Source organism: Lentilitoribacter sp. JB5-8 (assembly GCF_055693385.1).
Genome location: NZ_CM146332.1, coordinates 474861 through 488180, shown reverse-complemented (window position 1 = coordinate 488180; position 13320 = coordinate 474861). Strand labels below are relative to the sequence as shown.

Below are 13320 nucleotides of genomic sequence, written 5' to 3'. Positions count from 1 at the left end.
CCTATAAATTACACAACGGGTGTTGGCAGTTCTTTGCCATCGAAATGAGCTTTGAGGTTTTCAAAAACCAAATCGCCCATGGCTTCGCGTGTTTCCACTGTGCCGGACCCATGATGGGGCTGTAAGAGCACATTATCAAGCTCTAGAAAACGTGGATTAATATCCGGTTCGCCTTCGAACACATCAAGCGCAGCTGAGCCGAGTGTTTTGGCTTCAAGCGCGTCTAAGAGTGCGATTTCATCAATGTTCGATGCGCGTGAAATATTGATCACCATGCCATCGGGCCCTAAAGCATCCATAACGTCTTTATTGACGATGTGATGGGTCTGTTTGGATGCTGCAAGCGAGACAAATAGCACGTCCGAATTTTTAGCAAGTTCCACCGGGTCTGCGATAAACTTCCAGTTTTCTTTCAGCTCATGCGCTGCACGTGCGCTATAGCTGATTTCCATGTCAAAACCTTGCAGGCGTCTGGCAATCTCATAGCCGATGCGTCCAAGACCGAGCACGCCAGCGCGTTTACCATGAACGCGTCTTGTGAGCGGGAACATGCCTTTTTTAGCCCAATCGCCTCTTGACCAATCGGCCGCTTCATTGACGCGTCGCCCGAGCGCTAACATCATGGCAACCGCAAGGTCAGCAACATCTTTGGTTAAAACATCAGGGGTATTGGTGACGTGAACGCCGCGCTCTTTGGCGGCATCAATATCAACCGCATCATATCCGACGCCATAAATGCTGATGACTTCTAAGTTTGGCAAAGAATCAATCAGCGCTTTATCAGCTCCCAAGTCGCCGCGTGTGGCGATGGCTTTGATTGAATCTGCATGATCTTTTAAAAAGCCAGCCTTATCTTTTTGGTCAAAATATCGGTGAACAGTAAATGCACCTTCGAGCATCTTTTCATCCCGTTCCGAATAGGGGCCCATCTGTAAAATTTCTACTTTTGACATTCAATAATCCTAAATTGGCTTGCTTTTGATATCGATAACATTTATACACCGAACCAATACCTGTCCAGTTAAAAATTGAAAGTGAATAAATGACACACGCCCTCTTTGACCTTAAAGGAAAAACTGCATTGATTACCGGATCATCGCAGGGAATTGGCTTTGCGCTGGCAAAAGGATTAGCGGCAGCGGGCGCGGCAATTGTGCTCAATGGACGTGATGAAAGCAAGCTTGCGAAGGCGGCCGCGGAGCTTAAAACGATCGGTGCAACAGTGCATGAACTGGCCTTTGATGCGACCGACCATGAAGCGGTTAAAGCAGCTGTGGATCAGTTTGAAAAAGAGCAAGGAGCGATCGATATTTTGGTCAATAATGCTGGCATGCAGCACCGCACGCCGCTTGAAGATTTCCCAGCGGATATGTTTGAAAAGTTACTATCAACTAATATTGCGTCAGTGTTCAGTGTAGGTCAGGCTGTAGCTCGCCACATGATCGAACGTAAAGCAGGTAAAATCATTAATATCGCATCAGTGCAAACCGCATTGGCGCGACCAGGCATTGCGCCTTATACAGCAACAAAAGGTGCGGTGGGCAATTTGACAAAAGGCATGGCGACAGACTGGGCGAAATATGGCCTTCAGTGTAACGCAATAGCACCCGGATATTTCGATACTCCTCTCAATGCTGCGCTGGTTGCTGATCCAGAATTCAGCGCATGGCTTGAGAAAAGAACTCCTGCAGGGCGATGGGGAAATGTTGAAGAACTGGTTGGCGCCTGTATTTTCTTAAGCTCTGCAGGATCCAGTTTTGTAAATGGTCATACGCTTTATGTGGATGGCGGAATCACAGCAAGTCTGTAATAGTTTGATATGTCATATCAAAACAAAAGACTTTACATTGTTATGGGTGTTGCCGGTTGCGGCAAATCTACCATAGGAAATGCACTCGCTGACCAGCTTGGCGGGACTTATCTTGAAGGTGATGGTTTTCACCCTGAAAGCAATATTGCAAAGATGAGTGATGGCACGCCTTTAACCGATGAGGATCGCTGGCCGTGGTTGAAAATTATAGGTCAGGAAATGGCCAGCGCGGAAGGTATAATTTTTGCCGGATGTTCGGCGTTAAAACTTGCCTATCGTGATTTGATTGAACAAGAGGCTGGCGAACGGGTGACATTTATTCATTTGTCCGGTTCGCAAGAACTCATCGCAGATCGCATGGCCAAACGTGGTGGGCATTTTATGCCATTGAGTTTGCTGAAAAGTCAGTTTGCAACGCTTGAACCATTGATCGAGCGGGAACAGTCAATTGTGGTGGATATCAGTGGCTCAACGGATGAAATTGTTTCCGATATTATTTCGAAAATTAAAGCTCAAACATAAAGGTGTCTGACAGTGTTTAAAGTAGGATTAATCGGTGCAGGCGCTATGGGTGGCGCTATCGGAACGCGGCTATTAGAAGTTGGTTGCGCGCTTTCAGTTTTTGATTTGGATCAAGTTCGGGTTCAGGAGCTTGTCGATAAGGGTGCGAGCGCTGCTTCATCTGCCGGGAACGCAGCATCAGATGCTGATTTTGTGATCTTCAGTTTAAACGCATCGCGCATTGTCGATATTGCCGCCTTTGGCGAAGGTGGTGCAGCTTCTGGTGCAAATTCGGATACGATCTTTATTGATATGTCATCGGTTGGACCTGAAGAAACAAAAGAATTTGCCGCGAAAGCCTTAAAGCATAATATCGGTTGGGTCGATGCGCCATTATCCGGTGGTGCGCCAAAGGCTCTGATCGGTGAATTGACCTTAATGATTGGCGGTGAAGACACATATGTGTCTCGAGCAATGGAATGTTTAAAGCTGCTTGCATCTAATATGACCCATATGGGGCCGAGCGGTGCCGGACAAACCACGAAAATTATCAACCAGGTTCTGTGTGGGTTAAATTTTGTCGCTGTGGCGGAAGCTACTCAATTGGCGCTTGATGCTGGTGTTGATGCGTCGAAAATTCCTGGTGCATTGGCAGGTGGTCGTGCAGATAGTGCAATCTTGCAAGAATTTATGCCGCGTTATGCAAATAAGGACTACACACGCCAAGGCAGACTTGCCAATATGATCAAAGATCTAAAATTTGCGCAGGATTTATCAATTTCAACGAATACCTCTATGCCGATCACCGCAGCCTGTATGGAAATATATAAAATGCTGACAGCGGCCGGATTGGGCGAAGAAGATTTGCCTGTGTTGATGGAATATTTTAAAGGACCGGATAGAAACGTCCTTAAGGCGGATTAGTTTTCGCTCAACAGAGATGGAGCTTTAAATTGAGAAACAAAACAAAGCTGCCCACTATGGCTGATGTGGCGACCCTGGCTGGTGTATCCAGCATGACTGTTTCTCGTGCTCTTAAACCTGATACATCGGTGAGTAAATCGACGCGTGAGAAAATTCAAAAAGCGGCGGACGAATTAGGTTATGTTCTTGATACCAGAGCATCCGAATTCTCATCCGGTAAATCCGGTTTTGTCGCAATTACCATTCCATCCATTAACAATGGCAACTTTGCAGATACGGTCAAAGCGTTTTCAGATGGTCTGGCCGAGCAGGATTTGCAAGTTCTCTTGGGCTATACAAATTACCATGTGGATCGCGAAGAGCAGCTAGTCGAGCAGCTTTTAAAAAAGCGCCCCGAAGCGATTGTCGTCACCGGTGGGATGCATACAGATCGATGTCGGTTGCTTTTAGAAAATTCAGGTATCCCAGTAATTGAAACATGGGACGTGCCTGAAAAACCCATTGATCACGTTGTTGGGTTTTCAAACTTGCAAGCCTCTGAGTTGATGTTTGAGCATTTCATTGCGCAAGGTCACAAAAAGATCGGTTTCATTGGGGGCGATAATTCACGCGATAGCCGTGGTCGTGATCGTTATCTTGGTTTTTGCAACACGATGGAAAAGCACGGGCTTGCAAGTGAGCGTGTTTCTTTTCAGGAGTTGGCGCCATTTTCTATGGAGCCGGGTGCGAGTGGCATTCGCTCTATCATGAAAGAATGGCCAGATACAGAAGCTGTGATGTGTGTTTCGGATCTGATCGCATTTGGCGCCATTACCGAATGTCAGCGCATGGGTATGAATGTACCAAACGACGTTAAGATTGGCGGGTTCGGCGCATATGAACTCGGGCAGTTCTTAAATCCATCAATTACAACGATTGATGTGGGTGCAGCGCAAATCGGTAAATTTGCTGCTGAAAAAATAATTGAATTGCTATCCGATGATGGTGATACAAAATCCGCTAAAATTGTGAAAACGGAACCAATTTTGATCAAGCGCCAAAGCGCTTAATCAAATTTAACTAACTATAAAGATTGCAGTTAGCCGCGACCAATAAATGGCATGGTTGTCGCCATCACCGTCATGAACTGAACATTGGCGCTTAATGGTAGGTTTGACATGTGCAAAACAGAATCTGCCACATGTTGCACATCCATAACTGGCTCAGGTTTAATTGATAGATCAGCTTGTGGAACGCCGCCGCTCATTTTTGCCGTCATGTCAGATGCTGCATTACCAATATCAATTTGTCCGCAAGCAATATTATAAGGGCGCCCGTCAAGTGAGATAGAGCGCGTGAGACCAGTGATTGCATGTTTGGATGATGTGTAAGGAGCAGATCCAGGGCGCGGTAGCGACGCGGAGATCGAGCCATTATTGATAATTCGACCACCTTGCGGGTCTTGCTTGCGCATGAGATTAAATGCGCCGCGCGCCATTGTGAATGCGCCGATCAAATTGACATTGATCACCTTTATGAAATCTTCAACCGGAACATCGCCAATTGGTGCTGCGGTGACATTATTGCCTGCATTATTGAACAAAACATCCAATCTGCCGTAGTCCTTTTCGATCTTTTCGTAAAGCGCTTCAACATCGTCTGGAGATGTGACATCGCAGGCAATGGCTGAGCTTTGTTCACCAATGGCATTGCACGCATCTTCAAGTGCTGACAAGCGGCGGCCTGTTAAGATCGTTTGGTAACCATTCTCAGCCAGTGTTTTTGCGCATGCCAGTCCGATACCAGAACCTCCACCTGTGATAAGTGCAATTTTGCTCATGTTTTTCTCCCTAGTCTATTGTAGTCTTGCGACTTAATCTCATGATGACTTATAAATAGTTATCGATAACAAATATAGTGCGTTATGAAAAAATATTCATGAAATCTCTAAAAAAATACCCGTTCGATGGTCCAATAAATCCCAACTGCTGCAATCAGGACCGATGCTGGTATCGCGATATATGAGCGGTACCACGGTTTTTTGCCAAAGGTCAGGCCAAGGACAACATAAGCAATCGCTATAACACTGAGTTGGCCGATTTCTACACCGATGTTAAAGGCGATGAGGCTTGAAACAAATTGAGATGGTTGAAGGCCAACATCGCCCAAGACATATGCAAAGCCAAGACCGTGTAAAAGGCCGAATGCGAAAATGATGGCCGTTCGACGAAGACCTATTTTTCCGCCTTTAACATTTTCCAAAGCAACAAAGGCAATGGATAACGCAATGAGCGGTTCAACAACGGAAGCTGGAACTGACACCAACCCCAATGTTGCCAGGGCAAGCGTTACGGTATGGGCAAGCGTAAAAGCAGTGATTTGCAAAATGAGTGGTTTCATTTTCAGCGAAAAGAAAAACAGTCCCAAAACAAACAGGATATGATCGAGCCCTTTTGGAATAATGTGCTCAAAACCGATCACAATATAATTGAGGAAATTATCTAGCCAGTTTACCTCAACCATGCCTGAGCGCGGCATAGGATCAGAAATGCTGCCCGATGCCAGAAGCTTGGCATAACCAACTTCCCCATCATTATTGATTTGCCGAACAATAATTTCACCCAGCTCTGCATTCCAGCCAAAGGAGATATCTGAACCATCATCTGGTAAGTCAGCAGAAATCTGAAGTGTTGACGAGCGGCTTAATTCAATGTCGCCGACGTCTGGGATAATGATTTCATCAATTGTAATATCGAGAGGATTTGTTCCTGAATTAAGTAGAAATTTCGATTTGATGTCTGGCCAGACTTCGTCAAATTTTGACTTAAGGTCTTCGGGCGATAACGCGCGAAGTGTGTCATATTGCCCAGCCTCTGGTGCATCATCAGTGTTCTCAAGCTCGCTCAAATCCATCCCCGAAATCAAGGGTTCCAAAGACAATTCGAGCGTTCCGTTTACAGACTTTTCCGATATTGTGAAATTGGCAATAGCTGGCTGCAATTCATGCGAGACCGCTGGCTTGATCCAAGCTGTGCACACAGCAAGAAGAGTTGACAGTATCAAGAGGTGCGCAGTAGTGATTATACTGGCCTTGGTATCGGAGAAGTTCATGATTTATGCTCGGTTTTTAAGTCTCTTAGTGGTTTTAAACGTTACCTCGGTGACAGCGCATGAATTTTGGATCGAGCCAAAAGACTATACGATCGCCGCATCGGATATCGTCGTAGCAGATCTTCGCAATGGCCAAAATTTTAAGGGAAGTTCCTATTCTTATATTCGTGATCGTTATGAGAAGTTTGACATGTTTGTTGGACAATCTCAACTGATGATTGACGGAGATTTAGGTCAGCGCCCGGCAATATCAACGCAGATTGAAGAAGAGGGCTTGGCAATCTTGATCGTTGAATCAAAATCAAACTCGCTGTCTTATTCTGAATGGGAGAAGTTCCAAAAGTTCATCAATCACAAAGATTTTGACCTTGATAAAGAAAAGCATTTAGCACTTGGATTTCCGGAAACTGGTTTTAAAGAGATTTACCGCCGATTTGCCAAATCCTTGGTGGGCGTCGGACATGCACAAGGCATTGATCGCCAGGTAGGGCTTGAGATTGAGTTAGTGGCGTTGGCCAATCCATATCGAGATGACACATCAAATGGCATGCCAATTAAAGCTCTCTATCAAGGTGAGATATTGGTTGGTGTTCAGATCGAACTATTTGATAAGCAGCCTTCAGGAGACGTCGAGGTGACCTTGCACAGAACTGATGATCAAGGTGTTGCGCTCTTGCCGATCGAAAGTGGTCATTCTTATCTCGTTGATACCGTGCAGATTAGACAGGCTGCCCAAGGTAATGAACAAGGCGCTGTTTGGGAGACGCTATGGGCATCATTGACCTATGCGAAAGACTAGAGACTTAAATCTTATTGTCGTATATCAATGCTGCAATGAACTCATATAACCTACACTTACCGTAACTCAATACGGGTTGTTAACAGATCACTTTTCATGACCTCACTCTTAATCGAACAGATATTAAACGGACTTCAGCTTGGGGTAATGCTGTTTTTAATGGCGGCTGGCCTAACGCTGGTCTTTGGTGTGATGGGGTTAATCAATCTAGCTCATGGATCATTGTTCATGGTGGGTGCGTTCGCCGCAGCGTTTGTAGCAAACCAAACCGGCTCATATATGCTTGCATTAATTGCAAGTGCATGTGCTGCAGCATTGGCTGGGGTGTTGGTCGAACTCTTGGTAATTCGGCGGTTATATCAGCGGGATCATCTTGACCAGGTGCTTGCCACCTTCGCATTGATATTGATTTTTTCCGAAGGTACTCGGATGATTTTTGGATCATTTCCGCTTTATTTAAATATTCCAGACATGTTGTCTGGGCCAGTGTCTCTTCCTTTTGGGATTGAATACTCGCTGTTTCGGTTGGTGTTGATTGGCATTGGTTTGCTCATTGCATCTGGTCTTTATCTATTAATCACCCGTACGCGCATTGGTATTCAGATACAGGCAGGTGAATCAGATCGGGAAATGATTTCAGCGCTTGGGGTGAATATATCATTCTTATATACGCTCGTATTTGCCGTTGGTGCCGGACTAGCTGGGCTAGCAGGTGCGCTTGTGGGTACATTGCAGTCTGTAGAAGTTGGTATGGGTGAGCCTGTATTAATCACAGCATTTGTGGTGATTGTGGTTGGTGGTATTGGTTCCATTCAGGGTGCATTGGTCGGTGCGATCTTGATTGGTCTTGTGCAGACATTAGGTGCATATTTATTGCCAATATGGAGTATCGCTTTATTTGGCTCGCAAGACATTGGCGCCATATTATCCTCAATGATAATCTATATTTTAATGGCGATGGTCTTGCTCATACGACCTAAGGGTCTCATGGGAGGTGCCACATGATGATTGAACGGCACCTAACAATTGTGGTGTGGGTTGTTTTGTTGGGTTTCGCGCTTTTTGCCAATGCAATTGGTGAGACCTATTGGGTGACGCTTGCAACGCGTGCAGCAATTTTCGCGCTTGCCGGCATTGGGCTAAATCTGGCACTTGGTAATGGTGGTATGATCAGTTTTGGTCATGCAGCCTATTTTGGTATCGGTGGTTACGTTGTCGGAATTCTTGCAACACATGCGCAAAATTATATGCCAATTTATGACGGCTGGTTATTAATTGAGGGCACACAGCAAATGCTCATCACCTGGCCCTTAGCGATAGTTATTGGTGGGGTAGCTGCTTTCGTTGTTGGTTCACTTTGCCTACGTACTGATGGCGCTTATTTCATTATGATTACGCTCGCTTTTGGGCAGATGTTTTATTATTTCGCTATTTCTTGGAGTGCTTATGGCGGCGAAGATGGCATGTCTATCTATGTCCGCGGTGGGTTCCCAGGGGTTAATACCCTCGATCCTGCTTCATTCTTCTTACTAAGTTTTGCACTGCTAACAATTTGTTTGCTTGTCGTTAGAACTCTGAATAAATCGCCGTTTGGTCTGGCGCTTAATGCTGTACGTTTTTCTCCTGCACGGGTGGAAACAGTTGGTATCTCTTCGAAACGTTTAAAGCTCATCGCATTTGTAATTTCCGGTATGATCACTGCGCTCGCGGGTGCGTTATTTGCCGATCTTAATCGCTATGTTAGCCCCTCAATGTTCTCCTGGACCATTTCTGGAGAGATCATGATATTCGTCATTTTGGGCGGCGTGGCGCGTTTAATCGGCCCAGTTCTTGGCGCAATAGTATTTGTAGCATTGGAAGAAATCCTTGGCGGTTTGAGTGAGTTTTGGCACATTTATTTGGGTTTTTTATTGTTGATGATTGTGCTGTTTGCCAAAGGTGGAATTGCAGGTGTTTTGATAAAGAAAAAGGGCGTGAACAATGCCTAGCGCTGTACTAAACATCAATCATATTTCCAAGAGTTTTGGCGCTGTGCATGCAAGCCAAGATGTCTCCCTTAGTGTCAATAAGGGCGAAATTCATGCCCTAATCGGGCCAAATGGCGCAGGAAAATCAACAATCATTGGCCAAGTTGCTGGTAGTATTCGACCAGACCATGGGGCCATTGAACTTGATGGAGTGGATATGACATCCCTCGATGTTGCCCAGAGGGTGCGGCTTGGTTTGGGACGCAGTTTTCAGGTATCTGCTGTTATACCATTATATACGGTTGAAGATAATATATTGCTTGCTTTGCTTGGGCGCGAGCAACTGGGATTTAATTTGTTTTCGAATGCACATAAGAAGAGGCAATTGGTTGATGAAGTGAAAGACCATGCTCGTCGAGTGCGGTTGGAAAATCGATTGTCGATACCTGCTTCTGAACTTTCGCACGGGGAACGTCGCCGACTTGAGCTTGCAATGGCACTGGCACTTAGACCAAAAGTATTTTTGTTAGATGAACCGATGGCCGGACTTGGCAATGAAGGTGCTAGTGAGCTGACATCATTGTTGAGCGAGTTGAAACATGAGGCACCAATTCTTTTGGTTGAACATGATATGGATGCTGTTTTTGCGCTTGCTGACCGCATCAGTGTTCTAGTCTATGGTAAGTTGATTGCAACAGGAAGTGTGGAGGATATTCGCAACAAAAAAGAAGTCCGTCACGCATATCTTGGTGAAGAGGATGACCTTTAATGGCGCTTCTTAATGTTGAAAACCTCACCGCATCATATGGTGTTACACAAGCGCTCTTTGGGGTGAATTTAACTGTGCAAGAGGGTGGTGTAACTGCGCTTTTGGGACGTAATGGGGTTGGTAAATCGACGACCATTAAATCCATCTGCCGCATGCTACCTTATCGCAGCGGTTCCATCTATTTTGGGCGCAATGATCTGACACATCTGCCGACGCATGAAGCAATTAAACTTGGTATCGGTCTTGTGCCGGAAGGGCGACGTTGTTTTTCCAATCTCAATGTGGAGCAAAATTTAATGGTTGCTGCGCGTTCTGGCAGTTGGAATTTTGATCGTGTGACGAAGTTGTTTCCACGATTAGCGGAACGCAGGTTGCAAATCGCTTCAACCTTGTCAGGTGGGGAGCAGCAGATGCTTGCCATAGGGCGCGCTTTAATGACCAATCCAAAGCTATTAATTTTAGACGAAGCCACGGAAGGTTTGGCACCCATTATACGTCAGGAAATTTGGGCTGCGATTAAGACGCTAAAGTCTGGTGAAAATCTATCGATTTTAGTGGTCGATAAATCGTTGAAAGAATTATCACAGATTGCTGACCATGCTGTGGTTCTTGCACGCGGTGAGACGGTTTGGAGCGGTGGTATAGACAAGCTCTCAGATGAGATAAAAGATCGTTATCTAGGCGTATAAAATTGCCTAAATTTTCCAAATCGCATCCGGTGGGAGATGGATGGGAATTTCATCGCCAATTTGCAAATTTTCGGCTTCGTTTGGATTAACAATTGCTTCCAAATCAGATCCACCCAGTTTTAGCTTAAGTCGAGTTTGTGTACCCATATAAACGATGTTTGAAACTGAGGCTGTAAATGTATTGCCTTGCGATCCATCTTGAGAGATTTTTATATTTTCGGGGCGGATTGTTAGTGCGCCATCGCCGTTTTTTAATGCTGTTGAAACGGTAAGTTTCCCAAGCGCGCATTCAAATATTCCACCTTTTAGCGACCCTTTGATGAAATTATGGCACCCGAAAAATCGAGCAGTTGCTTCGTCAATTGGGGATTTGTAAAAAGATTGTGGTGTATCGTATTGCTTCATTTTTCCGTTTAAAATGAGCGCAATTTTATCGGCCAATACAACAGCTTCTTCTTGGTCGTGGGTGACAAATATTGTGGTGATATTCATCTCTTGCTGAAGTGAGCGAATAAGATCTCGCATCTCAAATCGTAAATGTGCATCGAGATTAGATAAAGGTTCATCCAGTAACAGAACTTGTGGTTGGATAATGAGCGCCCGAGCTAGGGCAACACGTTGTTGCTGTCCACCTGATAGCTCACTTGGCTTTCTAGTTCCGAGATCGGGAAGTTTAACCAATTCAAGCATGTCATTGACGCGGGTTTTTATTTGCTCAGGGGCAGTTTTACGCATTTTCAAACCAAAACCAATATTGTCGGCAACGCTCATATACGGAAACAGCAGATAGTTTTGAAATACCATCACCGCACCGCGGTTTTCGGGTTTGTCGTTTAAGACGGATCGCCCATCAAATGTAATGTCGCCTGAGGTTGGTTCTAAAAGGCCTGCAATCATTTTCATCGTTGTGGTTTTACCACAACCTGATGGTCCCAGAAGCGCTGTGAGTTCACCTGATGGGATTTCTAATGAAAGATCATCCAAAGCTGGTGTGTTGGAACCTTTATAAGTTTTAGAGAGGTTTTTGATTGAAACATGTGTCAAATTTGACCAAAGCCTCCAACTGCTCCACTGCGGCCAGAAAGATGTTTGGCAGTGAGTAACAAAACAATAATGCCAGGGAGAATATATATCATTCCAATGGCACCAGTGATGTCATTACGTCCAGATGTTGCAAAATTAAATAATAGCAGTGGTAACGTTATGATGCGCCCGCCCCCGATCAACAGTGTTAATATATACTGGCTCCATGACACTAAAAACGCAAATAACCCGCCAACGATAATTCCGGGCATGATTGCGGGTAATGTGACATACCAAAAAGTTTTAATTGGTGACGCACCTAAGCTGCGTGCTTGATCTTCAAATGCGGGGTCATAATTTGCAAATATGCCCGACATTACCAGCGTCATATAGGGTAATGTCGGTATTAGATGAACAAGCACAACGCCAGTGATTGTGTTGTTTAAGCCTAAGAATATAAAGATAGAGTGGATGCCAAGGATCACCGCGATGCCGGGTACAATTACCGGCGCTAAGATCATAAGTTCAACCAGTTCCTTGCCTTTAAATTTATACATCCCCAATGCGCGGCCTGCCGGTACACCTACCAAAATTGATAATGCTGTCGCAGCAAGTGAAATCCAAATTGTGACCCAAAGGCTGTCCAAAACGCCGGCTGTATCAGAGAACGTGTATTCCCAGGCATTAAGTGTCCAGCGTTTTGGTAGGAGATCTGGAAAATACCAGCCTTTTGCAAACGACCAGATTGCCAATGGGATTAGTGGGAGTACCAGCCAGGTAATCAGCACGATACCTGCTAGAACTCGTAGATTTTGAAGAGGGGTGTTTTTACTATTTCTCACGCGCGCCCCCGAATTCGTTGCCGGCAATATCTAATATATATCCAAATTAAAATTGCGCATAAAATTGCAATGATAACTGCCATTGCCATGGCTTCAGGACGTGCGGCTAAATCAACATTTGTATATTTTTGATATGCGAGCACTGGCAAAGCTGCAGGATAGTTTGCACCCAACAATGCTGGGATTTCATAAGCGCCAAATGTAAAGGCAAAGACAATGATTGATGCCGATAAAACGCCCGGAAAAATCATAGGTAATAAGACATGGCGAAAGGACTGCCATTTATTTGCGCCAAGTGAGCGAGCAACGCTTTCATAATCTTCCCCTATTGACTGCATATTGGCCAGCACGATCACGCCAATAAAGGGCACTTCCTTCCAGACATATTGCATGATGATACCGATTGCATATGGATCGAATATCAGCGCCGGAAAATCACTTGGTCGAGAAATGATTTGCCATTCAGCTGCTAGCCGCGCAAAGCTTCCTGACTGAGAGAATAAATAAAGCATACCGATCGCGCCAACCAAATGAGGGATAGTAAGATTGAGTTGGAACAAGAAGTTGACAATAAATTTTCCGGCAAAGCTTCGTCTTAGTAGAAGTGCTGCGCCAATTGCAAGGATTGACGAAATCACCGTTGAAGTGAAGGCGATATGAAATGTGAGTAAGAATGAGTGATAAAACTCAATATCAGAAAATATAGAAAAATAAGCTTTGAAATTGGGCTCTGTAAGTCCAATAATCGGCATGTAGTTAAAGCTGCGCATCAGGCCGATAATTAGCCCGCCAAAGAATAATGTGACAATGACAAGCATTGCTGGAAACAATAGTAAAATTATTTTTGAACGGTCTGACATTAAGCTGACTTTACCCCAGAAATCTCTGCGTTAACAGGCGTCTTGA

At 44.9% G+C, this 13320-nt stretch carries 15 protein-coding genes; 9 read left to right on the top strand and 6 right to left on the bottom strand.

The annotated features are described in order from the left end of the window. Window positions 1–8: 8 nt before the first annotated feature. Window positions 9–953 (bottom strand): 2-hydroxyacid dehydrogenase, encoded by a 945-nt coding sequence (locus ACZ1GZ_RS02345; RefSeq protein WP_472666817.1) that lies wholly within the window; start codon window positions 951–953, stop codon window positions 9–11. Window positions 954–1042: 89 nt separating this feature from the next. Between ACZ1GZ_RS02345 and ACZ1GZ_RS02340 the strand changes: the two genes are divergently transcribed. Genes ACZ1GZ_RS02340 through ACZ1GZ_RS02325 form a run of 4 tightly spaced genes read left to right on the top strand, consistent with a single transcriptional unit; the run spans window position 1043 to window position 4284 of the window. Further along, complete coding sequence (locus ACZ1GZ_RS02340) at window positions 1043–1810, top strand: SDR family oxidoreductase (RefSeq protein WP_472666816.1); 768 nt, start codon at window positions 1043–1045, stop codon at window positions 1808–1810. Window positions 1811–1819: 9 nt separating this feature from the next. After that, window positions 1820–2332: a gluconokinase gene (locus ACZ1GZ_RS02335; RefSeq protein ID WP_472666815.1), complete on the top strand. Its 513-nt coding sequence runs from the start codon at window positions 1820–1822 to the stop codon at window positions 2330–2332. A 12-nt stretch (window positions 2333–2344) separates the two neighbouring features. After that, the gene (locus ACZ1GZ_RS02330) at window positions 2345–3235 is read left to right on the top strand and encodes an NAD(P)-dependent oxidoreductase (protein ID WP_472666814.1); all 891 of its coding nucleotides are present in this window, start codon (window positions 2345–2347) and stop codon (window positions 3233–3235) included. A gap of 29 nt (window positions 3236–3264) precedes the next feature. After that, window positions 3265–4284: a LacI family DNA-binding transcriptional regulator gene (locus ACZ1GZ_RS02325; protein ID WP_472666813.1), complete on the top strand. Its 1020-nt coding sequence runs from the start codon at window positions 3265–3267 to the stop codon at window positions 4282–4284. A gap of 29 nt (window positions 4285–4313) precedes the next feature. Here ACZ1GZ_RS02325 and ACZ1GZ_RS02320 read toward each other — a convergent pair whose 3' ends face one another. Next, window positions 4314–5054, bottom strand: a complete 741-nt coding sequence (locus ACZ1GZ_RS02320; RefSeq protein WP_472666812.1) for an SDR family oxidoreductase — start codon at window positions 5052–5054, stop codon at window positions 4314–4316. Window positions 5055–5161: 107 nt separating this feature from the next. Continuing rightward, on the bottom strand, window positions 5162–6277 hold the full coding sequence (locus tag ACZ1GZ_RS02315) for a HupE/UreJ family protein (protein WP_472666811.1): 1116 nt from the start codon (window positions 6275–6277) through the stop codon (window positions 5162–5164). A 46-nt stretch (window positions 6278–6323) separates the two neighbouring features. Between ACZ1GZ_RS02315 and ACZ1GZ_RS02310 the strand changes: the two genes are divergently transcribed. The 5 genes from ACZ1GZ_RS02310 (at window position 6324) to ACZ1GZ_RS02290 (ending at window position 10549) form a co-directional block, all read left to right on the top strand. Then, window positions 6324–7124 carry a DUF4198 domain-containing protein gene (locus ACZ1GZ_RS02310; protein ID WP_472666810.1) on the top strand — a complete coding sequence of 267 codons (801 nt, stop codon included), beginning with the start codon at window positions 6324–6326 and terminating at the stop codon, window positions 7122–7124. A 96-nt stretch (window positions 7125–7220) separates the two neighbouring features. Then, complete coding sequence (locus ACZ1GZ_RS02305; protein ID WP_472666809.1) at window positions 7221–8129, top strand: branched-chain amino acid ABC transporter permease; 909 nt, start codon at window positions 7221–7223, stop codon at window positions 8127–8129. Continuing rightward, window positions 8126–9112, top strand: a complete 987-nt coding sequence (locus tag ACZ1GZ_RS02300; protein WP_472666808.1) for a branched-chain amino acid ABC transporter permease — start codon at window positions 8126–8128, stop codon at window positions 9110–9112. The genes ACZ1GZ_RS02305 and ACZ1GZ_RS02300 overlap by 4 nt, the downstream gene beginning before the upstream one ends. Then, window positions 9105–9860, top strand: a complete 756-nt coding sequence (locus tag ACZ1GZ_RS02295; protein ID WP_472666807.1) for an ABC transporter ATP-binding protein — start codon at window positions 9105–9107, stop codon at window positions 9858–9860. The genes ACZ1GZ_RS02300 and ACZ1GZ_RS02295 overlap by 8 nt, the downstream gene beginning before the upstream one ends. Continuing rightward, entirely contained in the window at window positions 9860–10549 is a 690-nt protein-coding gene (locus ACZ1GZ_RS02290) for an ABC transporter ATP-binding protein (RefSeq protein WP_472666806.1), read from the top strand. The genes ACZ1GZ_RS02295 and ACZ1GZ_RS02290 overlap by 1 nt, the downstream gene beginning before the upstream one ends. Window positions 10550–10555: 6 nt before the next feature. Here ACZ1GZ_RS02290 and ACZ1GZ_RS02285 read toward each other — a convergent pair whose 3' ends face one another. Genes ACZ1GZ_RS02285 through ACZ1GZ_RS02275 form a run of 3 tightly spaced genes read right to left on the bottom strand, consistent with a single transcriptional unit; the run spans window position 10556 to window position 13274 of the window. Continuing rightward, entirely contained in the window at window positions 10556–11593 is a 1038-nt protein-coding gene (locus ACZ1GZ_RS02285; RefSeq protein WP_472666805.1) for an ABC transporter ATP-binding protein, read from the bottom strand. Continuing rightward, window positions 11590–12414 (bottom strand): ABC transporter permease, encoded by an 825-nt coding sequence (locus ACZ1GZ_RS02280; RefSeq protein ID WP_472666804.1) that lies wholly within the window; start codon window positions 12412–12414, stop codon window positions 11590–11592. Before ACZ1GZ_RS02280 ends, ACZ1GZ_RS02285 begins: the two co-directional genes overlap by 4 nt. Then, a complete protein-coding gene (locus tag ACZ1GZ_RS02275) occupies window positions 12411–13274 on the bottom strand; it encodes an ABC transporter permease (protein ID WP_472666803.1) in 864 nt (287 codons plus the stop codon). The genes ACZ1GZ_RS02280 and ACZ1GZ_RS02275 overlap by 4 nt, the downstream gene beginning before the upstream one ends. Window positions 13275–13320 lie beyond the last annotated feature (46 nt).